This is a genomic window from Plastoroseomonas hellenica (assembly GCF_018129085.1).
Classification (GTDB): domain Bacteria; phylum Pseudomonadota; class Alphaproteobacteria; order Acetobacterales; family Acetobacteraceae; genus Plastoroseomonas; species Plastoroseomonas hellenica.
The window spans coordinates 124184-148205 of the sequence record NZ_JAAGBB010000014.1 but is presented as its reverse complement, the minus strand read 5'-3'; the positions used below and the strand labels follow the sequence as shown (position 1 = coordinate 148205).

Annotated in this window: 21 protein-coding genes; 8 read left to right on the top strand and 13 right to left on the bottom strand. The window is 70.5% G+C overall.

The window, feature by feature from the left end; translation table 11 throughout:
* The 3 genes from GXW71_RS13695 to GXW71_RS13685 all read left to right on the top strand — a co-directional run.
* Positions 1-454: YdcF family protein (locus tag GXW71_RS13695; RefSeq protein WP_211853080.1), on the top strand; the 454-nt coding region annotated here is incomplete at its 5' end.
* A gap of 317 nt (positions 455-771) precedes the next feature.
* Positions 772-1962: an efflux RND transporter periplasmic adaptor subunit gene (locus GXW71_RS13690; RefSeq protein WP_211853079.1), complete on the top strand. Its 1191-nt coding sequence runs from the start codon at positions 772-774 to the stop codon at positions 1960-1962.
* Positions 1963-1965: 3 nt separating this feature from the next.
* A complete protein-coding gene (locus tag GXW71_RS13685; protein ID WP_211853078.1) occupies positions 1966-5097 on the top strand; it encodes an efflux RND transporter permease subunit in 3132 nt (1043 codons plus the stop codon).
* 27 nt (positions 5098-5124) lie between these two features.
* On the opposite strand, the gene GXW71_RS13680 is transcribed toward GXW71_RS13685, so the two are convergent.
* Both GXW71_RS13680 and GXW71_RS13675 read right to left on the bottom strand, forming a co-directional pair.
* On the bottom strand, positions 5125-6168 hold the full coding sequence (locus GXW71_RS13680; protein ID WP_211853077.1) for a phosphotriesterase family protein: 1044 nt from the start codon (positions 6166-6168) through the stop codon (positions 5125-5127).
* A gap of 19 nt (positions 6169-6187) precedes the next feature.
* Positions 6188-7777 carry an ABC transporter substrate-binding protein gene (locus tag GXW71_RS13675; RefSeq protein ID WP_211853076.1) on the bottom strand — a complete coding sequence of 530 codons (1590 nt, stop codon included), beginning with the start codon at positions 7775-7777 and terminating at the stop codon, positions 6188-6190.
* A 121-nt stretch (positions 7778-7898) separates the two neighbouring features.
* Between GXW71_RS13675 and GXW71_RS13670 the strand changes: the two genes are divergently transcribed.
* The 4 genes from GXW71_RS13670 to GXW71_RS13655 all read left to right on the top strand — a co-directional run bounded on the left by GXW71_RS13670 (position 7899) and on the right by GXW71_RS13655 (position 12933).
* Positions 7899-8639, top strand: a complete 741-nt coding sequence (locus GXW71_RS13670; RefSeq protein WP_211853075.1) for a GntR family transcriptional regulator — start codon at positions 7899-7901, stop codon at positions 8637-8639.
* A 218-nt stretch (positions 8640-8857) separates the two neighbouring features.
* Positions 8858-10189: an aspartate aminotransferase family protein gene (locus tag GXW71_RS13665; protein ID WP_211853074.1), complete on the top strand. Its 1332-nt coding sequence runs from the start codon at positions 8858-8860 to the stop codon at positions 10187-10189.
* Entirely contained in the window at positions 10189-11208 is a 1020-nt protein-coding gene (locus tag GXW71_RS13660) for an amino acid ABC transporter substrate-binding protein (protein ID WP_211853073.1), read from the top strand. The genes GXW71_RS13665 and GXW71_RS13660 overlap by 1 nt, the downstream gene beginning before the upstream one ends.
* A gap of 138 nt (positions 11209-11346) precedes the next feature.
* Positions 11347-12933 (top strand): ABC transporter substrate-binding protein, encoded by a 1587-nt coding sequence (locus GXW71_RS13655; protein WP_211853072.1) that lies wholly within the window; start codon positions 11347-11349, stop codon positions 12931-12933.
* Between the two features lie 36 nt (positions 12934-12969).
* Here the strand turns inward: GXW71_RS13655 and puuE are convergent, their stop codons facing one another.
* A complete protein-coding gene (gene puuE / locus GXW71_RS13650) occupies positions 12970-13914 on the bottom strand; it encodes an allantoinase PuuE (protein WP_211853071.1) in 945 nt (314 codons plus the stop codon).
* A gap of 203 nt (positions 13915-14117) precedes the next feature.
* On the opposite strand from puuE, the gene GXW71_RS13645 reads away from it, so the two are divergent.
* On the top strand, positions 14118-14909 hold the full coding sequence (locus GXW71_RS13645; RefSeq protein ID WP_211853070.1) for a glycosyltransferase family 2 protein: 792 nt from the start codon (positions 14118-14120) through the stop codon (positions 14907-14909).
* Here GXW71_RS13645 and fabG read toward each other — a convergent pair.
* From fabG to GXW71_RS13595, 10 genes are read right to left on the bottom strand one after another with little or no spacing between them, the layout of a single operon-like run.
* Positions 14890-15606: a 3-oxoacyl-ACP reductase FabG gene (gene fabG / locus GXW71_RS13640; RefSeq protein WP_211853069.1), complete on the bottom strand. Its 717-nt coding sequence runs from the start codon at positions 15604-15606 to the stop codon at positions 14890-14892. The genes GXW71_RS13645 and fabG overlap by 20 nt on opposite strands.
* Positions 15603-16046, bottom strand: coding sequence for a phosphotransferase (locus GXW71_RS13635; RefSeq protein WP_211853068.1), 444 nt, complete (start codon positions 16044-16046; stop codon positions 15603-15605). The genes fabG and GXW71_RS13635 overlap by 4 nt, the downstream gene beginning before the upstream one ends.
* Positions 16040-16834 carry a beta-ketoacyl synthase chain length factor gene (locus GXW71_RS13630; RefSeq protein WP_211853067.1) on the bottom strand — a complete coding sequence of 265 codons (795 nt, stop codon included), beginning with the start codon at positions 16832-16834 and terminating at the stop codon, positions 16040-16042. Before GXW71_RS13630 ends, GXW71_RS13635 begins: the two co-directional genes overlap by 7 nt.
* A complete protein-coding gene (locus GXW71_RS13625) occupies positions 16831-18018 on the bottom strand; it encodes a beta-ketoacyl-[acyl-carrier-protein] synthase family protein (protein ID WP_211853066.1) in 1188 nt (395 codons plus the stop codon). The genes GXW71_RS13630 and GXW71_RS13625 overlap by 4 nt, the downstream gene beginning before the upstream one ends.
* Positions 18015-20321: an MMPL family transporter gene (locus tag GXW71_RS13620; protein ID WP_211853065.1), complete on the bottom strand. Its 2307-nt coding sequence runs from the start codon at positions 20319-20321 to the stop codon at positions 18015-18017. Before GXW71_RS13620 ends, GXW71_RS13625 begins: the two co-directional genes overlap by 4 nt.
* A gap of 11 nt (positions 20322-20332) precedes the next feature.
* The gene (locus GXW71_RS13615) at positions 20333-20887 is read right to left on the bottom strand and encodes a LolA-related protein (RefSeq protein ID WP_211853064.1); all 555 of its coding nucleotides are present in this window, start codon (positions 20885-20887) and stop codon (positions 20333-20335) included.
* Positions 20884-21786, bottom strand: a complete 903-nt coding sequence (locus GXW71_RS13610) for an LpxL/LpxP family acyltransferase (protein ID WP_211853063.1) — start codon at positions 21784-21786, stop codon at positions 20884-20886. The genes GXW71_RS13615 and GXW71_RS13610 overlap by 4 nt, the downstream gene beginning before the upstream one ends.
* Positions 21783-22100, bottom strand: a complete 318-nt coding sequence (locus GXW71_RS13605) for a hypothetical protein (RefSeq protein ID WP_211853062.1) — start codon at positions 22098-22100, stop codon at positions 21783-21785. Before GXW71_RS13605 ends, GXW71_RS13610 begins: the two co-directional genes overlap by 4 nt.
* Positions 22097-23428, bottom strand: coding sequence for an AMP-binding protein (locus tag GXW71_RS13600; protein ID WP_211853061.1), 1332 nt, complete (start codon positions 23426-23428; stop codon positions 22097-22099). The genes GXW71_RS13605 and GXW71_RS13600 overlap by 4 nt, the downstream gene beginning before the upstream one ends.
* On the bottom strand, positions 23418-24014 hold the full coding sequence (locus GXW71_RS13595) for a COG4648 family protein (protein ID WP_211853060.1): 597 nt from the start codon (positions 24012-24014) through the stop codon (positions 23418-23420). The genes GXW71_RS13600 and GXW71_RS13595 overlap by 11 nt, the downstream gene beginning before the upstream one ends.
* Positions 24015-24022: the final 8 nt, after the last annotated feature.

Genomic DNA, 24022 nt, shown 5'->3' with positions numbered 1-24022 from the left:
CGCCGTCTACCGCGCCCGGCTCACGCGCGCGGCGCGGCTGGCGGCGGCGGATCCGGGGCTGGTGCTGGTGGTGCTGGGCGGCGTGACGCGCGCCGGGCTGCCCTCCGAAGCGGCGGTCGGGCGCGACCTACTGATCGCCCTGGGCGTCGCGCCGCCGCGCATCGTCATCGAGGACGGCTCCCGCCATACGCTCGAGAATCTGCGCGCCTTCCGCGCCCATTTCACCTCCGGTGCCCGGCCCGACCTGCTGGTCACCAGCCGCCTGCACCTGGCGCGCAGCCTGCGCATGGCACAGGGGCTCGGCCTCGTGCTGTTGCCGTGCGGCGCGGAAGATGCCGCGCGCCTCCATCTGCTCGACCTGCTGCGGGAGGCCTTCTTCCTGCACTGGTATCGGGTGGGGGAGGCCTATGCCGTGGCGACGCGGAACCGGGCGATGCTGGCGCGCATCCGTTGAGGTGAATATAGCCGGAAGATTGAGAATTTCTCATCTTCGGCGGTATTGAACCACCTACGGCAGAGGCCTCGCAAACTATCCACCCTCAGCATCCGCGCGGCGTCGCAGGTTATGTGGCGCCGGGCCGAGGTGCGATGTCGCGAGAGCCACGCCTTGCGCCCGCATGACAGGATGACCATTCAAGCCGCTTCATTGCCGCGCCGGTGATTATTGGTAACTCGGAGGAGAAGCGACCATCCAGTACCACCTCCCGGGCCTGCGCACCCGACCATACGGGATCGCCTCCACCGACGGGCATTCGACCGGGAGACAGCAGCATGACCGATCCAGCCCGGAAGCCCTTCCGTCGCCGCCTGGTGTTCGGATCGGCGGCCGCCGCGATCCTCGCGGCCGTCGTTCTGCTCGGGCTCGACATCCGCGAACCCGCGGAGGCGCAACGCGGGCCGCAGCCGCCGGCGGCGGTGCCCGTGCAGATCGCGACGGTAGGGGCGGCGGATGTCCCCATGCTGCTGGACGGGCTCGGCACCGTGCAGGCCTACAACACCGTGACCGTGCGGGCGCGCGTCGATGGCGAGCTGCAGCAGGTGCTGTTCACCGAAGGCCAGGTGGTCCATGCCGGCGACGTGCTGGCCCGCATCGATCCCCGCCCCTATCAGGCGGCGCTCGATCAGGCTGTCGCCAGGAAGGCGCAGGACGAGGCCCAACTCGCCAATGCGCAGCGCGACCTGCAGCGCTACATGCAGCTCGCCAGCGGCGATGCCGTCAGCCGCCAGCAGCGGGATACCCAGCATTCCCTGGTGGAGCAGTTCCAGGCGGCGATCGCGGGCGACCAGGCACAGATCGACAATGCCCGCACCCAGCTCGGCTACGCGACCATCACCTCGCCGATCGATGGCGTCACCGGCATCCGCCTGCTCGACCAGGGCAACATCGTGCACGCCACCGACACCGGTGGCCTGGTCGTCATCACCCAGGTGCAGCCGATCGCGGTGATCTTCTCCCTGCCGGCGGCGCGCCTGCCCGAGATCCGGCGCGCGATGGCGGCGGGCTCGCTGGCGGTCACGGCGCTGGATGGGCAGTCGGGTGCGGTCCTGGCCGAGGGCGAACTCGCGCTGGTCGATAACCGCATCGACCAGGCGACCGGCTCGGTGCGGCTGAAGGCGGTGTTCCCCAATGCGGACAACGCGCTGTGGCCCGGGCAGTATGTCGATGCGCGACTGCAGGTGCGGATCGAACAAGGCGTACGGACGGTGCCGTCCTCCGCGATCCAGCGCGGTCCCGACGGCAGTTTCGTCTATGTGGTCCGGCCGGACCAGACAGTGGCGATGCAGCCGGTCCGGGTGCGGCGCTATGCGAACCGGATGGCCGTCATCGATGACGGGTTGGAGCTGGGCGCGCAGGTGGTGGCGGCGGGCCAGTACCGGCTGGCGCCGGGGGCCCGGATCGAGGTGCAGGAGCCGAGCGTCGCCTCCGCCGCTCCGGTGGCCGGCCAGGACCAGGGGCGCTGACCGATGAGCCTCTCCTCCGGCTTCATCCGGCGGCCGGTCGCGACGACGCTGCTGATGATGGCGCTGCTGCTGGTCGGCGTGGTCGCCTATCCGCTGCTGCCGGTCGCCCCCCTGCCGCAGGTGGATTTCCCCACCATCCAGGTCACGACGCAGTTGCCCGGCGCGAGCCCGGAGACCATGGCCGCGACGGTGACGGCGCCGCTCGAGCGGCAATTCGCGCAGATCCCCGGCGTCACCCTGATGACCTCGAGCAGCACGCAGAATGTCAGCTCGATCACCGTGCAGTTCGATCTCTCGCGCAACATCGATGCCGCGGCGCAGGACATCCAGACCGCGATCAACGCCGCCGGCGGGCAGTTGCCGCGCACGCTGCCGGCACCACCGAGCTACCGCAAGATCAACCCGGCCGATGCGCCGATCATGCTGCTGGCGGTGCGCTCCGACGTGCTGCCGCTGACCGAGGTCGACGACCAGGCCGAGAACATCCTGGCGCAGCACCTGAGCCAGCTCAACGGCGTGGCCCAGGTCTCGATCAACGGGCAGCAGAAGCCCGCGATCCGGGTCCAGATCGACCCGGCGCGCGTCGCCGCCCTCGGCCTCTCGCTCGAGGATCTGCGCAGCAGCATCGTGGCGCTGTCGACCGACGGTCCGAAGGGCCAGATCGAAGGCGCGCTCCGCAGCTTCACCGTCTATGCCAATGACCAGCTTACCGAGGCGGCGCAGTGGAACGACGCCGTGGTCGCCTACCACGAAGGCGCGCCGGTTCGGGTGCGCGACATCGGGGTGGCGGTGGATGCGCCCGAGAACCTGATGCTGCATGCCTGGGCGAACGGGAAGCCGGCCATCCTGCTGGCGATCTTCAAGCAGCCCGGCGCCAACGTGATCGACACGGTCGATGCGATCATGCGGGAGCTGCCGCGCCTCAGGGAAGCGCTGCCGCCGGGCATCCAGGTCTCCGTGCTGCAGGACCGCACCCAGACCATCCGCGCCTCGGTCGATGATGTGCAGTTCACCCTGGTCCTGACCATCGGACTGGTGGTCGGCGTGATCTTCCTGTTCCTGCGCAGCTTCTGGGCGACGGTGATCCCGGCGGTGACGGTGCCGCTGTCGCTGATGGCGACCCTCGGCGTGATGTACATGCTGGGCTACAGTCTCGACAACCTGTCGCTGATGGGGCTGTCGATCGCCGTCGGCTTCGTGGTCGACGACGCCATCGTGATGCTGGAGAACATCGTCCGGCACATGGAGGACGGCAAGCCGCCGATGCAGGCGGCGATGGAAGGCTCGGCAGAGATCGGCTTCACCATCATCTCGATCAGCCTGTCGCTGATCGCGGTGTTCATCCCGCTGTTCCTGATGTCGGGCCTGGTCGGCCGGCTGTTCCGCGAATTCGCCATCACGATCAGCGCCACCATCGTGGTCTCCGCCTTTGTCTCGCTGACGCTCACGCCGATGATGGCCGCGCGCCTGGTGAAGCCGGCGCACCATGCGCAGCACGGCCGGTTCTACCGCGTGGTCGAGCGTGGCTTCGATGCCCTGCTCGCCGGCTACCGCCGCAGCCTCGACCTCGCGCTCCGCTTCCATCGCGTGACCTTCCTGGTCTTCCTGGCGACGCTGGCGGCGACCGGCTGGTTGTTTGTCACCATCCCCAAGGGCTTCTTCCCGCAGCAGGATATCGGCCTGCTGATCGGTACCGTGCAGACCGCGCCGGAGACGTCCTATGACGAGATGGCGCGGCGGACCCGTGCGGCATCCGAGGTGATGCTGCGCGACCCCGATATCGCCGGGGTCGGCGTCTCGGTCGGCGCATCGGGCGGCCTGACATTGAACCAGGCGCGCATGTTCGTGACGCTGAAGCCGCATGACCAGCGCCAAACCTCGGCCGACCAGATCATCAACCGGCTGCGGCCGCAGCTCGCGCAACTGCAAGGCACGGTGACGCTGCTGCAGGCGGCCCAGGACATCAATATCGGCGGCCGCCCGAGCTCGACCCAATATCAGTACACCCTGCAGGATGCGAACTTCGCGGAGCTCGATGCCTGGGCGCCCCGCATCCATGCACGGCTGGCCCAGTTGCCGCAGCTCCGCGACGTCGCGACCGATCGCCAGGCCGGCAGCACGACGCTGACGATCGCGATCGACCGGGACGAAGCCGCCCGCTACGGCATCCCGGCGCAGCTCATCGACGACACGCTTTACGATGCCTTCGGCCAGCGCCAGGTGGCGCAGTACTTCACCCAGGTGAACGCCTATCACGTGATCCTGGAAGTGCTGCCGGAGGTGCAGAGCAGCCCGGCCATGCTCGACCAGATCCGCATCCGCTCCCCGCTGACCGGCCAGCCGGTGGCGCTCTCGGCCTTCGCGCATTGGACGACGGCGCCGGTGACCACGCTGTCCGTGGCGCATCAGGGCCAGTTCCCTTCGGTGACCATCAGCTTCAACCTGGCACCGGGTGTGGCGCTCGGTGATGCCGTCGCCGCGGTGCAGGCGGCGCAGCGGGAGCTCGGCGTGCCCGGCGCGCTCACCGGGGCCTTCCAGGGCAGCGCGCAGGCCTTCCAGGCCTCGCTCGCCAGCGAACCCTATCTGGTCGCGGCGGCGGTCATCGTGATCTACCTCATCCTCGGCATGCTCTATGAGAGCTTCGTCCACCCGCTCACGATCCTCTCCACCCTGCCATCGGCCAGCCTCGGCGCGCTGCTGATGCTGCGGCTGGCCGGCGTCGACTTCACGATCGTGGCGCTGATCGGCGTCATCCTGCTGATCGGCATCGTCAAGAAGAACGGCATCATGCTGGTGGACTTCGCCGTGCAGGCGGAGCGCAGCCAGGGCAAACGGCCCGCCGAGGCGATCCGGGAAGCCTGCCTGCTGCGCTTCCGGCCGATCCTGATGACGACGATGGCGGCCTTGCTCGGCGGCCTGCCGCTGATGCTCGGTCACGGGACAGGATCGGAGATCCGCCGGCCGTTGGGCCTTGCCATGGTCGGCGGGCTGCTGGTGAGCCAGGTGCTGACGCTCTACACGACGCCGGTGGTCTACCTCTACCTGGACCGGCTGAGCCGGCTGCTGGGGCGGCGCTCCTCGACCCCGGCGCATGACGAGGGGCCGCACGGCGCGGTGCACGGGCCGGCGGAGTGACCCTCGAGCGTGATCGATCGATGGATATCAGATGAAGGTCAGCAGGCGGCGCGGATTGCCCACCATGATCGCGTCGATCTCGGCCTCGGTATAGCCGCGCTTGCGCATATGCGGCAGGACCGTCTTCTGGATATGGGCGTAGCCGTGCCCGCCGAATTCGCTGAACTGGATCGTGTGGCAGATGTCGTGGCTGATGACGATCTGCTCGAGATGGCCGCGTCCGATCACCCGGCGAATGGTGCGAAGCCGCATGCCGTCATTGGGCATGTCGATATCGGAATGGGCGTAATAGGTGTTCTCCTGCCCGAAGAGGTCCCATTCCAGGATCACGCCGGCATCGGCCAGACGGAACAGCCGGTCGTCGTCGAAGATCGTGCGGTCGATGTGATCGATGATGGTGCGGGTCATGTCCGCGCCATGCGCGCGCAGAAATTCCACCAGCATCCAGGGATGGTCCTCGTGGCGCGCGGGATGAATCGTCAGCGCGGCACCCGTCTCCTGCTGCGCGATGACGGCGCCCGCGAGCACGCGCTTCTCCAGATCGGTCCATGGCCATTGGCAGCCGATCTCGCCGACGATCCCGGCGCGCACGCCGGTGCCCCAGGCGCCCTGCTGCACCTGATCGATCATCTCCCGGGCGAAGCTGTCGACCGTGCGGTTGGCATTCGCGGGATCCTGGTAGTCGTGGACGTAGTGCCCGCAGCCCATGACGACATGCGCGCCGGTCTCGCGCGCAACCTGCGCCAGCCCTTCAGGATCGGGAACCAGGCCGCCGATCGTCAGCTCCACGATGGTCTTGCCGCCGGCTGCCACCATCTCGGCGGTCGCGCGGGCCGCCATGGCGCGGTCGCGCTGGCTGGTGTTGCGGATATCGCTGACATGGCTGTTCAATAGCGACCAGTACTGGCTTGGCTCGGGCCCGCCGGTCGCAGCGGGATCGCGCTTGGCCGGGGCCGTGATGTCCCAGATGAGATGCTCATGCATGAGGGTGGGGCCAAGCTCGGCCGGGTCGATCAATCCCAGGACGGTCTGGGCCTTCCCTCGCATCTCGTCTCGCGTCAGGCGTGTCATCGGTCCTCCTTCTCAGGGCTCAGGCCCAGCGCAGATTCCAGGGATAGCTTGAGGCGGTCTTGAGGAAGCCGGTCAGGCCCGTGCGATAGGCCGTGCGGATGAAGTAGCGGCCGAGCGGCACCACCGGTGCCTCACGGAAGCTCTCCTGCTGGATCTCCTCCGCAAGCTGCGCCTGGCGCGCCTCATCGGCGGTGGTGAGCCACTCTTCCGCCAGCGCCTCCACCCTTGGATTCTCGTACCAGCCGAACCAGCCACCCGTTCCCTGGCCACGCAGGATCGGGCTGATCGCGGGGTTGAGGATGCTGGGGCTCGGCCACCAAGTATGGAAGATGCTCCAGCCGCCCCGCTCGACGGGCTCGCGGCTGGCGCGGCGCTGCACCACGGAGCCCCAATCCGTCTCCACCAGCTCCACATTCATCTCAAGCCGGCGCAGCAGGTCATGGGTCACCTGGCCGAAGGGGCCGATGCTCGGCAGGTCGCTCGGGTTGAGGATCACCACCTTCTCGCCGCGATATCCGGCGTCGCGCAGCATCGCCTTGGCGCGGCTCAGATCGGGCGGCCCACGCAGCTCTGCGGGCCGGGTCTCCCGCCCATAGGGCGTGCCGCAGGGCCACATGGAATGGCATTCCGAGAAGATCTCGGGGTCATTGCCGGTGATGGCGCGCAGGTAGTCGTCCTGGTTCACCGCGTAGAGAAGCGCACGCCGGATGCCCGCGTTGTTGAAGGGCGCATGCAGGCTATTGAAGCGCAGCGTGCCGATGTAGCCGGCGGGGTCGTTGACCGCGACCGTGACATTGCGGCTGCGCCGCAGCAGCGGCGTCAGGTCGGGGTTCACCTGATCCCACCAATCGACTTCGCCGGCCTGCAGCGCGGCGGAGGCGGTGCCGCTGTCGGGCATCACGGCCCATTCGATGCGCTCGAAATGCGCGATCTTGCCGCCGGCGGTGTTCTGCGCCGGCTCCTGCCGCGGCAGGTAGCCGTCGAACTTCCGGTACACCACGCGCGAGCCGGAATTGTATTCGTCAGCGACGAAGCGGTAGGGGCCGGAGCCGACCATCTCCGTCACCTGCCGGAATGGGTCGGTCCGGGCAAGGCGCTCCGGCATCATGAAGGCGGAGACGGCCGCCGTCTTGGCGATGGCGCTCAACAGCATCGGAAAGGGCGAGCGCAGCCCGATGCGGATCGTACGGTCGTCCGCCGCACCCCAGCTCTCCACCCGCGTGGCCAGGGATCCGCCGAAGACGTCGCGCTTGGCCCAACGCTCCAGGCTGGCGGCGCAGTCGCGCGCCAGCACCGGTTCTCCATCATGCCAGCGCAGCCCGTCGCGCAGCCGGATCGTCCAGACGCGGCCATCGTCGGAGACGCTGTGCCCCTCGGCCATCTGCGGCTGGACGCGGCCGGCATCGTCAATGCCGTAGAGCGTGTCGAAGACCGTATAGCCATGGGTCTGGGTGATGGATGCCGTGGTCCAGATCGGGTCCAGTGCCGTCAGATTGGCCTGCGGGACGAAGCGCAGGACCCGTTGGTCCCGCCGCTGCGCGAGGGCCGGCGGCGCGGCGATGGCCATCATGAGGCCGGCTCCGGTCGCGATGAACCGTCGGCGATGCATCGATCAGGCCTCCTCGAGAAAGCGAATGCCGCGCGCCGCCGTGGTGCTAACTTGGGTCCGAATTCAGATGACGTGAGAAGCTTATGCGAAATATCGATCGCCATAAAAATGTGATCACGAAATGCCACTGACCGTCCAGCCGAAAAATGCGGAAGAGGGGCTGGCTCTGGAGGAACTCGCCTATCGCCGTCTGCGGGAGGCCTTGGGTGGTGGCGCCTTCCTGCCGGGCGATCGGCTTTCCATCCGCCGGGTGGCCGATGCGCTGGGCATGAGCAGCATGCCTGCGCGCACCGCCTTGCGCCGCCTGGCCGCGGAGCAGGCGCTGGATCTTCTGCCCACCGGGACCGCCGTCGTACCGCGGCTCACCCGGCCCGCCTTCATCGAGCTTAGCGCCATCCGCGCCGAGCTGGAGCCGCTGGCCCTCCGCCTTGCTGCTCCGCACCTCGATGGCGCGGCCCTGCACGGCCTGGCGGCGATCGTGGCGGGGCATGATGAGGCGCGCGCGCGGGGCGACAGTGATGCCGTGCGGCGCCTGGACCGGGACTTCCTGTTCACGATCTACCGTGCCGCGCAGGCACCTCTCCTGCTCAACCTGATCGAGACGCTGTGGCTGCGGCGCGGCCCGATCTTCTGGGAACTGCGCTGGGCCGCGCTGGCGGCCGGCGGCATGCGCCACGCCCATGGCGAAATCCTGCTGGCACTCCGCGGCGGCCAGATCGCGGCCGCCTCCGCGGCGCTCCGGCAGGAAATCACCGACGCCAGTCTCTTCATCCAAGGCGCCATGCGCTTCGCGGATGATGACGCGCCGAAGGACCGGCTTGCCGCTCTCAAGCGGCCGCAGGCGCGGGCTCTGGGAGGCTGAGCACCTGCTGGGCGGCCCTGGCCCGCGGGGGTGCACGGTGTTCCGGAAGGTGGGACAGAATTGTGATTCATATTGATTGGATATCGTGATCACGATACGGTCGCAGGTGAGATCTAAGCTCTGTGTCGCACCTGGTCTCCGTTATCGGCGACGTCCCAACAGAAGGAGCATCTGGCCATGCCCGTCTCAACAGATCGCCCTGCCGCCGGGGTGCACTCATGAGCGCCGCCCCGGAGCTCCGCCGCAACAGCCTCGACCTGCCCGAAGCGGTGGAGGCGGCGCGGGCGCAATACGCTGCCCGCCGGCCGCGCAGTGCCGCGCTGCATGCCGGCGCGCTGGAGGTGCTGGCCGGCGGCAACACGCGCACCGTCATCGCCTATGAGCCCTTCCCTGCCGCCATGGTGCGCGGCGAGGATTGCCGGCTCTGGGATCTCGACGACCACGCCTATCTCGATCTCTGCGGCGAATACACTGCCGGGTTGTTCGGCCATTCCGAGCCGCGCATCCATGACGCGCTGCATGCCGTGCTCAGGCGGGGCATCAACTTCGCTTCGGTCGGCCCGGGGGAGGAGAAGCTGGCGCGGCTGATCTGCGGGCGCTTCCCGTCGATCGAGCGCGTGCGCTTCACCAACAGCGGCACCGAAGCCAACCTGATGGCGCTGACCGCGGCGCGCGCCTTCACCGGCCGCGCCAAGATCATGGCCTTCCGCGGCGGCTATCATGGCGGGGTGCTGACCTTCCCGATCACCGGCGCCAGCCTCGCCACGCTGCCGTTGCCCTTCGTCATGGCTGATTACAACGACAATGACAGCGCGGCCGCGGTCGCGCGGGCCAATGCCGCGGATCTGGCGGTGATCCTGGTGGAGCCGATGCAGGGCTCCGGCGGCTGCATCCCGGCGCGGCCGGATTTCCTCGCGACGCTGCGTGCGCTCGCGGACGAGACCGGCGCGGTGCTGATCTTCGACGAGGTGATGACCAGCCGGCATTCCGCGGGCGGCGTGCAGGCGCGGCTCGGCATCACGCCGGATATGACGACCCTCGGCAAGTACATCGCCGGCGGCATGAGCTTCGGCGCCTTCGGCGGCCGCGCCGACATCATGGCGCTGTTCGGGGGCAAGCTGCCGCATGCCGGCACCTTCAACAACAACGTGCTCTCGATGGCCGCCGGCGGCGTCGCGATGGGCGAGATCTTCACCGCCGAGGTCGCGGAAGCCTTGTATCAGCGGGGCGAGGCGCTGCGGGCGCGGCTCAATGCGGTGGGCGCGGCGGCCGGCGTGCCGCTCTCCTTCACCGGCATCGGCTCCATGCTGACGGCGCAGTTCCGCATCCCCGCCCCGGACAGGCCCTATGTCCCGACGCCGGGCGAGGAGCAGCTCCGTGAATTGTTCTTCTTCGACATGCTGGAGGCCGGCATCTACCTGGCGCGGCGCGGCATGGTGGCGCTCAGCCTGCCGGTGGCAGACGCCGATCTCGATCGCTTCGTCGCTGCCGTCGCGGATTTCGCGGAGAACCGCGCGGAGCTGCTGCGCGCCGATGGGGTGACCGGCTGATGCACGCACGGCTCCTTGCGGGCTTGGTTGCGGGGCTGCTGGCCCTCGCCGCCATCCCGGCCCTGGCCGGGCAGACCCTCGATGCGGTGCGCCAGAACGGCGTCGTGCGTTGCGGCGTCCCGACCGCGGTCGCGGGCATGGCGCGCCCGGACTCGCGGGGGCGCTGGGTCGGGCTGCACGCCGATATCTGCCGCGCCGTCGCCGCGGCAGCACTTGGCGATGCGGAGAAGGTGCGTTTCGTGCCGGTGACGGCGCAGAGCCGCTTCACGGCATTGCAGAGCGGGGAGGTCGACCTGCTGGTCTATGTCACCGCCCTGACGCTCGCGCGCGACGCGACCATGGGCCTCAGCCAGGTGGCGCCCTATTTCTACACCGGCCAGGGTTTTTTGGTGCGGCGGAGCCTGAACGTCGGCCATGCATCGGAGCTCGACGGCGCCACCGTCTGCTCCACCCAGGGCAGCATCGTCGAGCGCAACCTGGCCGATTTCGCACAGCGCGCCCGTATCCGCCTCACCACCATCGCCTATGACACCCAGGCGAATGTCGTCGCCGCCTTCATCGCGGGCCGCTGCGATGCGATCAGCAACGACATGATCAGCCTGAGCGCCAACCGCCTCTCGGCGCCCGATCCCGATGCCTTCATCCTGCTGCCCGAGCTGATCTCGAAGGAGCCGCAGGGCGCGCTGGTGCGCAATGGCGATGCGGAATGGGCGGTGCTGGTGCGCTGGAGCATCTTCGCGCTGATCCAGGCCGAGGAATTCGGCCTGACGCGGGAGAATGTGGTGGCGACGCGCGCGAGCACCGCCGATCCGGAAATCCGACGCTTCCTGGGCCTCAGCGAGAATGTCGGCGCGGGCCTCGGGCTGCGCGACGACTGGGCCTTCCAGATCGTCCGCCAGGTCGGCGACTACGGGACGCTGTACGAGACGCATGCCGGGGCCCGGGGCCTCGGGCTGGAACGCGGCCTGAACCGGCTCTGGAACCAGGGCGGGCTGATGATGAGCTGGCTCTGGCAGTAGCGGGAGCCGCTCCTGCCGGGAGCGCGCCCGGATCGTCGGCGGTCCTGCGAGGCGGGGCCGTGGCAGCCGGGTTCATTATACATGGACAAACTTCCATGTGATGGGACACAGTCCTCCGGCGTTCCGGAGGCCGCCCAGATGCGCCTGTCCCGTCGCTCCGCCATCACCGCCGCCGCTGTCCTGGCCGCCAGTCCGCTGGCAGCACCCGCCCTTGCCCAGGGCGCCGCCCGCAACACCCTGCGCTTCATCCCGCACAGCAATCTCGCCGCCGTGGATCCGGTGGCGACCTCGGGCTACATCGTCCGCAACTACGGCTTCATGGTCTACGACACGCTGTTCGCCGTGGATCCGGATTTCCGCGTCCAGCCGCAAATGGTCGAAGGCCACGAGGTCACGGGCGATGGCCGCATCTGGCGGTTCCGCCTGCGCGAAGGCCTGAAGTTCCATGACGACCAGCCGGTGCGTGGCGCCGACTGCGCCGCCTCGATCCGCCGCTGGGGCGCGCGCGACACCATGGGCCAGACGCTCATGCTGGCGGTGGACGAGATCCGCGCCACCAGCGACCGCGACTTCGAGATCCGCCTCAAGCGGCCCTTCCCGCTGATGCTCGATGCGCTCGGCAAGCTCTCCACCCAGGCGCTGTTCATCGTGCCGGAGCGCGTGGCGCAGAGTGACCCGATGGTGCCGAACACGGAAACCATCGGCAGCGGCCCATTCCGCTTCCTGCGCGACCAATGGGTGCCCGGCAGCCTCGCCGTGTTCGAGCGCTTCGCGGGCTATGTCCCGCGCACCGAGCCGACGCGCGGCGCGTCGGGGGGCAAGCGCGTGCTGCTGGACCGCGTGGAGTGGCGCATCATCCCCGATGCAGCGACCGCCGCGGCGGCGCTGCAGACCGGGGAGGTCGATTGGTGGGAGCAGCCAGCCTTCGATCTGCTGGCCGTGCTGTCGCGCAATCGCGACATCCGCATCGAACTGACCGACCCGATCGGTTCGCTCATGATGATGCGCCTCAATCATCTCCATCCGCCCTTTGACAATGTCCGCATTCGTCGCGCGGTGCAGGCTGCTGTGAACCAGCGCGACTACCTCGAAGCGGCAGTCGGCAATCCCAGCTATGCCGCCGAATGCCGCAGCTTCTTCGCCTGCGATACGCCGCTCGGCAGCGACCAGGGGGCGCAGGCCATGCCCGGCCGGCTTGAGGAGGCGAACCGGATGCTGCGGGAGGCCGGCTATGCCGGCGAGAACGTCGTCATCATCAGCCCGACCGATCTCCCGACCACCAATGCGATGAGCATCGTCACCGCCGATCTGCTGCGGCGGCTCGGGATGCGGGTCGAGCTGGTGGCGACGGATTGGAGCAGCGTGCTGGCCCGCCGGTCCAACCGCAATCCGTCCGACCGGGGCGGCTGGAACATCTTCCACACCTCCTGGGTCGGGCCGGATGTGGCAAGCCCTGTCATCCACCTGCCGCTGCGCGCCCATGGCACCGCCGCCTGGGCTGGTTGGCCCACCGACGAGAAGCTCGAGGAGCTGCGCACACGCTTCCTCGACGCGACCGATCAGGCCGAGCAGCGCACGATCGCGGCCGAGATCCAGCGGCGCGCTTTCGAGACGGTGCCTTTCGTCCCGCTCGGCCAGATGAAGCAGCCGACCGCTTACCGCCGCAATGTGGAGGGCATCATCAGCGCGCCCGTGCCATTCTTCTGGGACGTGCGGAAGACCTGATACGGTCGGATCGAGCCTTCCGCCGCGGGACGGCGCTTACCAGACGGTCTTGAGTGGTCCCGGCGGGTGATGCAGGCGCCAGTGCCGGGCGATGTCGGCGCGGGTCGCGGTCCAGACCCGGTCATGCTTCGCGACATGATCCAGGAAGCGGAGCAGCCCGACCGTGCGTCCCGGCCGCCCCGAGAGGCGGCCGTGCAAGCCGACGCTCATCATCCGCGGCTGACCTTCCAGCCCTTCGCGATAGAGCGTGTCGAAGGTATCGCGCAGATAGATGAAGAATTGCTCGCTCTCCGCGAAGCCGTTGCTCGTCGCGAAACGCATGTCGTTGGCATCGAGCGTATAGGGCACGAACAGCTCCGGCCGACCGTTGACATCCGCCCAGAAGGGCAGCTCATCCGCGTAGTTGTCGGCGAAATAGAGCAACCCGCCGAGCTCGCTGAGAATGCGATAGGTCTGCGCGCTGGAGCGATTGTACCAGCCGAGCGCCGGGCTGCCGCAGATGTTGGCGTGCAAGGCCAGCGTCTCCTCGATCTGCGCGCGCTCGGCGGCCATTGCTTCCGGCGGTGCCACGTTCCAGCGCAGGCCATGGGTCGCGATCTCCCAGCCGGCTTCGTTCATGGCGGCGACCGCTTCCGGATTCCGACCGAGCGCCATGGTGACGCCATAGCAGGTGACCGGAAGCCGCCGGTGGGTCAGTTCGCGCCAGAGCCGCCAGAAGCCGACGCGGCTGCCGAACTCCCACAGGCTTTCCGTCGTCGGGTGGCGTCGTCCGGCCGCCGCCGTTGTGATGTGCTCGGTCAGGAAATACTCGCTGCCGGCATCACCGTGCAGGATGGAGTTCTCGCCGCCCTCCTCATAGTTGACGACGATCTGCAGGGCGAGGGTAGCGGCCCCCGGCCAGCGCGGGTCCGGGGGGCTGCGTCCATAGCCGACCATGTCGCGCGGATAGTCGCCGCGATCGGGATGATAGGGGTTGGTCATGTTCATTGCTTCCCGACGTTCCAGAAGGCGCGGATCAGGCGGCTGACCATACCGTGGCTGCCGTCAAGCGGGGAGGCTTGGGTCAAAAGTCGATCCCGTCAGGCCTCCTGCCGCATGAACCCGCATCCGGGGCACCACCACGGGCCCGGCCTTTGGCGTGACGGCGCGGCCCCTGTATAGGATCGCCCGTCCCGCCGAACCGCATGACGAGCGCCACGAACCCGATGACCGACGATCCCGCCGCCGGCCCGGTGCCCAGCGCCGCCTTCGCGATCGTGATCCCGGCCTACCAAGAGGCGGCGACCATCGCTGGCATCGTCAGCGCCGTCCGGGCGGCGATGCCCGGCGTTCCGCTGCTGGTCGTCGATGATGGGTCGACCGATGGCACCGGGGCTGCCGCCGAAGCGGCGGGCGCGCGGGTGCTGCGCCTGGAGGGGAATGCCGGCAAGGGTGCCGCGCTTCGCGCGGGCATGCGGACCATGCTGGCGGAGGGCGCGTCCTGGGTGCTGACCATGGACGCGGATGGCCAGCATCGGGCCGAGGATCTGCCGCAGCTTGCCGCCGCCGCACGGGCCCATCCTCAGGCCATCGTCATCGGATCGCGCCGGGCGGATCAGGCGAATGCGCCGGCGGCGCGCCGGCGCGCCAACCGGGTCGCGGATTTCTGGGTCTCCTGGGCGGCAGGACAGTTCATCGCGGATTCCCAAAGCGGCTTCCGCGCCTATCCGGCGGGCGCGCTCGCGGAGCTCGCGCGCTATGACGGCGCCGACCTGCGCTTCTCCTTCGAAAGTGCGATCCTGATCGATGCGGCGCGGCGCGGCTTCGGCGTGGCCGCGATCGATATCCCGGCGCTCTATGGCGCGATGCAGCGGCACAGCCATTTCCGACCGGTCGCCGACATCACCCGCATCGTGCTGATGGTGGCGGGACGGCTGCTGGCGCGGGGCATGGACCCGGTCGGGCTCGTCCGCTCCCTCAGGCAACCCCGCCATTGATCGAGATGCACTGCCCGGTGATGTAGGCGGCGCGGTCGGAGCAGAGGAAGGCGACCAGGTCGGCCACTTCCTCCGGCCGGCCGGCGCGGCGGGCCGGGACCAGGGCGCGGATGCGCTCGGCCGGTATCGCCGCGGTCGCCGGGCTTTCGATGATGCCGGGGGCGACGGCGTTGGCGGTGATGCCGCGGGCCGCGACCTCCTGGCTCAGCGACTTCACGGCGCCGATCAGCCCGGCCTTGGCCGCGGCGTAATTCGCCTGGCCGCGATTGCCGATGACGCCTGAGAGCGACGACATGGCGACGATCCGCCCCCAGCGCGTGCCCATCATCGGCAGCAGCAGCGGGCGCGCAGCGTTGAAGAAGCCGTCCAGCGACACAGCGATGGCGCTCCGCCACTGCGCCTCGCTCATGCCGGCCATCGGCACGTCGTCATGCGCGCCGGCATTGTGGACCAGGACCTGGATGGGGGAGGGCTCGCAGAGCGCCTCGACCGCCGCCGTGCTGGCGGCGTGGTCGGTGATGTCGAAGGCGACCGCCTCGGCGGAGGCGCCATCCGCCCGCAGGGCGGCCGCCAGTGCTTCGGCGCGTGCGGCGGAGGCATGGGCATGCACGATCACATGCAGCCCCTCGGCCGCGAGCGCGCGGCAGATAGCGGCGCCAATCGGGCTCGACCCGCCGGTGACCAAAGCGCGCTTCATGGCCCGCGCTCCGGCAGCACCACCACCGCCTGGCCTTCCAGCAGCGCTCGCCCGTCGCTGGAGACGCTGAAGCCGTAGATCATGCCGCGGCGCTCCCGCGCTTCGACCGTCGCAGCGACGGCCAGCGGGCCGGCGATGTCATCGAGCCGTTCGACCGAGAGGCGGAGCCCGCGCAGTGCGGAGAGAAAGCCGATCGGCTGTGCCTCACCGTCGCTGAGCGCGCCGTGCAGCGCCATCGCCTGCGCCGCGTATTCGATGCCGGCGACCGCCGGCAGCAGGCCGTCGCGGCGCAGCGGATTGGCAGCGTCGCGATGGCTGGCGCTGGCGCAGAGGATGCTGTCGGCATCCAGCCGTTCCACGCAGTCCAGCAGGCACATCGCACCCTGATGCGGGATCAGCGCCGCGATGGCGACACGGGTCGCGGGCAGCACCGTCAGCATGGCGCCACCTCTACCGCCAGGGCGCCATCCTCCAGCATGCCGAAGCGCAGTTCGGCCGGTTGCATGGCGGCCAGTGCGGCAAGCAATGGCAGCCCGCGCGCCGAGGCATTCGCGGCGCGAAGCGCCGCCAGCCCTTCCGGCAGCGGTGGCTCCGTCGCGGGTTCTGGCTGGTAGGCGAGGCCGAGCCGCACCATGGCGCCCGGCGCGCCATCCGGCGCCAGCACCAGTGCCAGGCCGAAGGCGCAGCCGGTCGGCCGCTTGGCATGGAGCGGCGGCGGCAGCGGCGCGTCGCTGACGCAGAGCAGCAGCGGCTCGCCGGTGGTCGCGATCCGCGCGGCCGCCTGCAGCAAGGCGCTTGCGAAGACCTGGTCATGCCCGCCGGTGCTGACCGATGGCCGCGCCGACCCGACCGCGATGCCCCAGTAGCCGGCGGCTGCGTTGTGCACGCTGTTGTGGAACTGGGTCGGCGAGATGGCGACTTCGGTCTCGTGCAAGGCTTCCAGGATCGACCCGATCACCTGGCCATCGCCATTGCTGCTGGCGAAAAGCGTGTCGAGGGCTTCCGGCGGCATGCCGCTCGCCTCCGCCGCCTCCGCCGCCACCGCGAGCGCCAGCCGCACGGCGGTGCTGGTGCGCCGCCGCTCGGTCGGCGGCAGCAGCATCGGTGGCGGCGGGGTCAACGGCGCGTCTTGCCAGGGCGCCGCGCCCGCCAGCACGGCGCGGGAGGCTGCCCAGCCCGGCAAGCCCGGTGCCAGCACCGCGACGCCGAGGACCGAAAGCCGGATCATGGGATGCGGCCGATCACCAGGCAGCAATTGCTGCCGCCGAAGCCGAAGGAATTCGACAGCACGCGATCGACGCGCTGCGACAGGTTGTGCGTCGCGATCTGGCTCTCGAAGGACGGGTCGGGCACTTCGACGCCAAGGCAGCCGGGGATCAGCCCGGCATCGACGCAGATCGCGGCGATCACCGCCTCCAACGCGCCGGACGCACCGAGCGTATGGCCGGACCAGCCCTTGGTGGAGCTCGCCGGCACTGCATCGCCGAAGATCCGCGCGATGGCGCGGTCCTCCATGGCGTCGTTCGCGCGGGTGCCGGTGCCATGCATGTTGATGTAGTCGATGGCGTCGGCCTCGATGCCGGCGCTCTCCAGCGCGGCGCGCATGGCACCGATCGCACCGATCCCGTCCGGATGCGGGGAGGACATGTGGTGCCCGTCGCTCGATGCGCCGCCGCCGAGCAGGCCGATCCGCCCGGCATCATCGGGGGTTGCGCGTTCCAGCAGCATGAAGGCGGCGGCCTCGCCGATGCTGATGCCGTCCCGCTCCGCGCTGCAGGGGCGGCATTGCGCGCTCGACAGCAGCTCCAGCGAGGCGAAGCCGTGCAAGGTCAGGCGGCACAGCGTATCGGCGCCGCCGACCACGACGGCATCGGCGATGCCGGATTCGATCAGCGCCGCCCCGTCCAGGAAGCTGCGCGCGCCCGAGGTGCAGGCGGTGGAGAGCGAGAAGGCCGGCCCGCGCAGCCCGAGCCGGGCACGCACATAGCGCGATAGCGAATGCAGGTCGTGCGTCCGCTGATAGTCCAGGTCGCCGGGCAGCGCACCCGCCGCGTCGCGCCGGCGCCAGGCCTGCTCCGTCTCCTCGATGCCGGAGGTGCTGGTGCCAAGCATCACCGCGACCCGCGTCGCGCCATGGCGCCTGGCCGCCTCCGCGACCGCCTCCGCGAAGCCGTCCTGGCGGAGCGTGAGCTCGGCCAGGACGTTATTGCGGCAGGCATAGGAGGCGAGCGGCGCCGGCAGCCTCACTTGGTCGAGCCCCGCGGCCTCCCCGGTCCAGATGCCGGCGGGCATGTCCGGCAGCGTACAGGGCGCCAGCCCGCCGCGCCGCGCCAGCAGCGCGTCGCGCGCGGCGCGGGTCCCGGCGCCCAGGGCGCTGACGGTCGTGAAGGCGGACAGGCGCAGCGGCGTCATGCGGCCGTCTTGGAGGGGCGCCGCGGCACCAATGTGGCGGCGAGCAGGAAGGCGAACACAACCCCGAGGGCGACGGTCAGCCCGGTGCTGCGCAGCACCGGCGTCGCGCAGAAGGCCAGCAGCCCGAAGGTCAGCAGGGTGGTCAGCATGCAGTTCAGCACCGCCGCCAGCACGCGTGCATCCTCCTCGGCATCATTGGATCGGAAAAGCAACCTTCCCATGAACAGCGCATAGTCCATGCCGACGCCCGCCAGCAAGAGCAACGCTGCGAGGTGGAAAAGGTTCAGCCGTTCCCCCAGCAACGCCAGGGCCGCGAGGGTGAGCAGCAGCGCGCCGCCGATCGGTGCGGCGGTGCGCAGGGCGCGCCTGACCGAGCGCAGGCCCATGGCCAGCAGCGCCAGCACCAGCAGCACGCCGAGACCCGCCGCCCAGGCGGCGTGGAGGGAGGCGGTGTCGAGCAGCCGCGTCATCTCCGGCTTCACCTCGACCAGCAGCGCCTCCGGCGGCAGGGCGGCCCGCAATGCGGCGGGATCGGTGACGCCGGCCGGCAGCAGCAGCGCACGCCAGACGCTGCCCGCCGGCGCCAGCAGCGGCGCGATCCGTGCCGAAAGCGCTGTGCTGGCCGAGAGCTCCGCCAGCGTCAGCGGCGCCAGGTCGCGGCTCCGCGCCGCGTCCCGCAGGAACGGATCGAAGGCCGCGGCACGGAAAGGCAAACCCTGGCGGGCTGCTTCCACGCGAGCGGAGAGTGCCTCCGGTTCCGGCAGCATGGCGCGCCGCGCCTGTTGCGTGGCCGCACTCGGCAGGTAGCGGGCGGGGTGGTCGAGGCCGGTCAGGGTGCCGGATTCAAGCAGGGGTTGCAGTGCCGCCGCAGCACGCTCGCTGGCCGCGAGTGCGGCTTCGGCATCGGTCGCCCGCAGCACGACGAAGCTGCCCACATCCGGCGCGCCGAGCTCGGCGCGGAGCGCCGCGTCCAGGCTCCGCGACGCTTCCGGCACCGGGCTCAGCGCGGCGATGTCGGTCTCGCGCGGTGGGCCGCCGATGGCGATCAGGCCAAGGGCCGCCAGCCCGACCAGCACCAGCGCGACCGGCCGGCCGCGCGGCAGCGCGGCGAGTGCTGCCAGCGCCGGTGGCGGCAGCGGACGCGCCGTGATGGCGATGCCGCCCGCTAGGCGTGGCAGCAGGTGGCGGGTAACCAGCGCGCTGGCCAGCAGCCCGGCAGCCGCGAAAAGGCCGAGCTGCCGCAGCCCCGGGAAATCCGCGACCAGCATCGCCGCCATGCCGATGATCGCCGCCAGCGCGGCCAGCCGCAGTGTCGGCCAGATGCGCTGTGCCGTGGTGCTCAACGGCTCCTGCGGCCGGCGCTGGGTCAGCAGCAGGATGGGATAATCGACCGCGACGCCGAGCATGGTCATGCCGAAGCCGAAGGCGGCGCCCTGCACCTGGCCGAAGGCCAATGCGACGGCCAGGAAACCCGCCAGTGTCCCGGCCAGGAGCGGCACCGCCACCACAGGCAGCACCGCGAGCGAGCGGTAGCGCCAGAGCAGCAGCGCCGCGATCAGCAGCGCCGAGGCGATGGAGATCATCTCCACATCGCCGCGAATCGCGGCCGCCGCCTCGGCGGCGAAGATGCCGGGCCCGCTCAGCAGCAGCCGAGCCTGGCCCGGCTGTGCCTCTGCGAAGGCGCGGCGCAGCGTCTCTGCCGCGTCGCGCTGGCCGTCGGGGTCAAGGCCGGTGGCGCGGGTGCGGGCGATCAGCAGGGCGCGCCGGCCGTCGGCCGAGAACCACACCCCGTCCCGCAGCCCGACCCGGCTCTCGCCGAGCCAGGACCGCGCCAGGGCCAGGAAGGCGCCGGTCGGGTCGGCGAAGCCGAATTGCCGCAGCAGCGGCGCGGCGGAGGAGCGCAGCCCATCGAGCAGCCCCTCCATCTGCCGGCGCAGCGCCGCTTCCTCAAACAGCGCCGGCGTCATGATCGGGGACAGCAGGTAGCGATGCCCGAACAGCAGGTCCCGCTCCGCATCGCCCACCGCACCGGCGCCATTGGCCACCAGGGTGAAGCGGCCGGAGGCGCGGAGCGTATCGCCGACGGCGCGGGAGATGCGCGCGAGCTCGGCCGTATCAGCGCCCTCGAACCCGGCCAGCAGCAGGGTGGTGGCGGCGCCGCTCCGCAGCTCGTCTAGCAGGAAGCCGGCCTCCGCCCTGTCGCTGCGCGGCAGGAACGCCGCGAGGTCGCCGCGCAGCGGAAAGGCGCGCAGCGCCAGCACCAGCCCTGCCGCCAGCAGCAGCAGGATCGACAGGAGCGGCAAGTGCCGGCGCATCAGGGCTGCGGATCGATCAGCATGCGGGTGACGCCGCCGCGCTCCTGCGTCTCGATCGAGAGAATGCTCACCCCCCGGCCCAACATCTCGATGCTCTGCACCACGGCGGACAGGCGCAGGGAACGCGGCGTCAGCACCAGCCGCCAGCCGCCGGGCCCATCGGAGAAGCGCGTGTCATAGAAGCTTCGCAGGCGCGGCAGGTCGCCGGCCAGGGTCGCGCGGATCGCCTCCACCAGGGCGCGGATCTCCGGTGACTGGTCGAGGTTCAGCTCCTGCCTGTTGCCGCGGCGTTCGATGGTCAGGCGGTCGCCCTCGACCGTCAGCCGCTCCTCGACCGGCTCGGTCGTGTGCTTCTCCAGCCGGTCCGGCGCCCGCCAGGAGAGCGTGCCGCGTGCCGGCAGCGGCAGGTCGAGCTCGGGGATCGCCTTCTCCTCCGTGAAGGTCGCGCGGCTCTCGCGCACCGCGGCGAGGCCGCGCATCACCTCCTCGAGCGTCGCGGCGCGGGCCGGCGCGGCGATCAGGGCGGGCAGCAGCAGCAGTGCACGGCGGATCACGGGCCTGCCTCCTCTTCCTGCCAGAAGTCGTAGAAGTTGAACCAGTTATAGGGATGCGCGCGACACAGCTCGGCGAGCCGCGCGGCATAGCGCGTGAGCCAGGCGGTGAGCGCTGCATCGCGGTTGGCGCGGTCGAGGGTTACTCGCTCCGCGAAGGGCTCGAAGCGCAGCGCATAGCGGCGCGGCCCGAGCCAGAGGCCGAAGCAGAGCAGCACCGGCGCGCCGAGGATCGCCGCCAGTTGCAGCGGCCCGCCGGGGAAGGGCGCGTCGCGCCCGAGGAAGGGCACCGCGATCATGCGTTCCCCACGCGGCGCACGGTCGCCGAGGATGCCGATGACGCCGCCGCGCTCCAGGCATTCGCTGGCCTCGATCATCGCCGCGGGATCGCCGAGCGTGATGATGCTGGCGGCGCGGGAGGGGTCGAGGGCGTTGAACAGCGCATGCGCGGCATCCGCCATGTGCCGGTGCATCAGCACGCGGATCTCGACCGAGGCATCGGCGCCGCCGATGCTGCGCAGCGCGTCGAAGCTGCCGATATGGGCGCCGAGCAGCACGCAGCCGCGCCCGGCCGCGGCATGCGCGTGCATCGCCTCCAGCCCCTCGATGGTGAACTGATAGCGGTCGGTGCGGCCGGTCAGCAGGAAGGCGCGATCGAGCAAGGTCGCGGCGAAGCTGAAATAGAGCCGCCAGAGATCGCCCCAATGCGCCGGCCGCCCGAGCGCGCGCGCCAGGTAGCGGCGCGACGCCCGGCGCATCCGCGACGGGGAGGACAGCAGATAGACCAGCGTCACGGGATGGAGCAGCACATGCGCGGCGCGCCAGCCGAGGCCGAGCGCCACCGCCGCCATCAGCCGCAGCGGGCCGGCACTGCCGCGCTGGCGTTGGGTGGTCCAGGTCACACAGGCGCGCCTGGTGCGAATTCGGCGTCAATCGAAAAGGCGGGGGTGCCGCCGCGCAGCCCCGCGATGCCGACCGTGGCGTCGCCGCGGCGGGTGAAGCGGAGCACCACCGCCTCCCCCGGCCGCACCGGCGCCTGGAACTTGCCGCGCGTGATCGCGATCAATGGGCCGAGCGCGAAGGCATGCCGGGCCGCCTCGGTCGCCAGGTCGATCAGCACCACCGCCGGCACCAGCGGATGCCCCGGGAAATGGCCGGGCAGGCTGGGATGCGCCGATGGGACCGTGAAGCCGGCTTCGGCGCCGGAGGCGGTCACGGGCTCTGCCCGCGGAGCGCGCCCAGCGCGCGCTGCGAGAGCTTGCCGAGCGCATCGCGCGGTAGGGAGGGCACCATGAGCACCGGGCGCGGCAGGAAGACGCTCTCCACCCGCTCGCGCAGCGCCGCGATGATTTGCTCGGCGGACCGGCCCGGCGCCACGACGAAGGCGCAGAGCCGGGCGGCCGGATTGCGGTCCAGGTCCTCGGGCGGCAGGAAGACGCCGTCGCGCACACCCTCGATCCCGGTCAGGATCCGGTTGAGCCCGGCGAGCGATGCGCGCTTGCCCGCCAGCTTCACGATGTCGGTCCGCCGGCCGAGCAGGCGGAAGGCGGTGCCGGTGAGTGGCTCCAGCTCATCGGCCAGCGGCACGCGGTGCGGCAGGCCCGGCACATCGACGATGGCGCAGCGGCCCTCGATCGCGAAGCGGATCTCGGGATAGGGCAGCCAGGCATCACCATCCAGCGTCCGGCGGGAGGCCAGCGAACCCGCCTCGGTGGCGCCGTAGATCTCCAGCACCCGGGTGTTCCAGGCGCGCTCCGCCTGGGCGGCGATCCCGACCCCGAGCGGGGCGGTGGCCGAGATCACGGCATCGATCGGCGGCAGCGGCGCCGCGGCTTCGAGCTGGGCGCGCATCTGCAAAGGCGTCGTGATCAGGATGCGCCGGCCCGGCGCCTGCGCCAGCCCGTCGGCGATGTCGGAGGGGTAGAAGTTCGGGCCCGAGAAGCCCGCCGCGGCGCTGACCAGCGGCACCATCATGGTGGTCTCGAAGCCGTACATGTGCTGCGGCGGCACCGTCGCGACCAGGGTCGCGGGGGCGCCGTCCCCGTGCCGCAGCCCGAAGCGCGTGGCGGCGGTCCGGGCATGCCGCACCAGGGACCCCCAGGGCTTCACATGCGGGGTCGGTTCCCCGGTGCTGCCGGAGGTGAAGGCGATGGCGGCGATCATGTCGGCCGGGAAGGCGGGAACCGCGCCCCTGAAGACGGCACCCGCCCGGCGGGGCGTCAGGACCGGCAGCGCCCAGCCCGGCTCCGCCGCTTCGGCCAGCGCGATGGTCGCGGCGTGGCTTTCCGCCAGCTCGCGCAGCCGCCGCGGGGAACGGTCGGCGGACAGGAGCGTCGTATGGCCCGCGACCAGCGCGGCCGCGAAGCCGACCAGGGCCAGGTAGCGATCGGTGCAGAGGTTCGCGACCGGGCCGCGGGCCGGCAGCAGTGCCGCGGTCGCCATGACATCGGCCAGGAAGCCGGCGACGGTGATCGCCTCCGGCCCGCGGCGATACAGCACCTCCTCCGGCGCGCGTTCGGTCAGCTTCAGGTGGTCAGCCGGCATGGGATGCCCTGAGGATGCTGCGGATGGTGCTGACGGGAGATGCCGGCAGCGCCGGGAAGAGCCGTGCCCGCACCAGATGCTCGCCGAGGAACAGGGTCGGCATCAGCGCTGCCTGCAGCCACAGGCCCTGAAGCGGGGTCAGGCCGATCCCGACCAGGGCCAGCGCCTGCACCAGGCCGAAGCCGACGAAAGCCAGGGTCCAAAGCGCGGTCAGCCGCCAGGCGTAGCGGACGCATTCGGGCGGCACCCGGCCCTGCTCGGCGCGGATGTAGCGATGGATCAGCGCTTCCCGCCCGGGGCCGAGGGTGGCGCCGAAATGCAGGCCGAGCAACAGGTCGGCGACCAGCGGCAAGGCGCTGAAGACCAGCTCCGGCGCCCCCGGCCGCATCAGCGCGAGCGCCAGCCCGGCGGTAACAGCGGCGACCGCGGCCAGCACCGGCAGGCGGCGGGAGGGGAAAATGGCGGCGCTGACCAGCGCGATCTCGGCCGCAGCGGCCCAATGGACCTGCCCCGCGACGCGCAATGCGATGCCGGCCCCGGCCAGCGGCACGGTCAACCAGAGCCGCGCGATCAGCGGCGATGCCATGCCTCAGA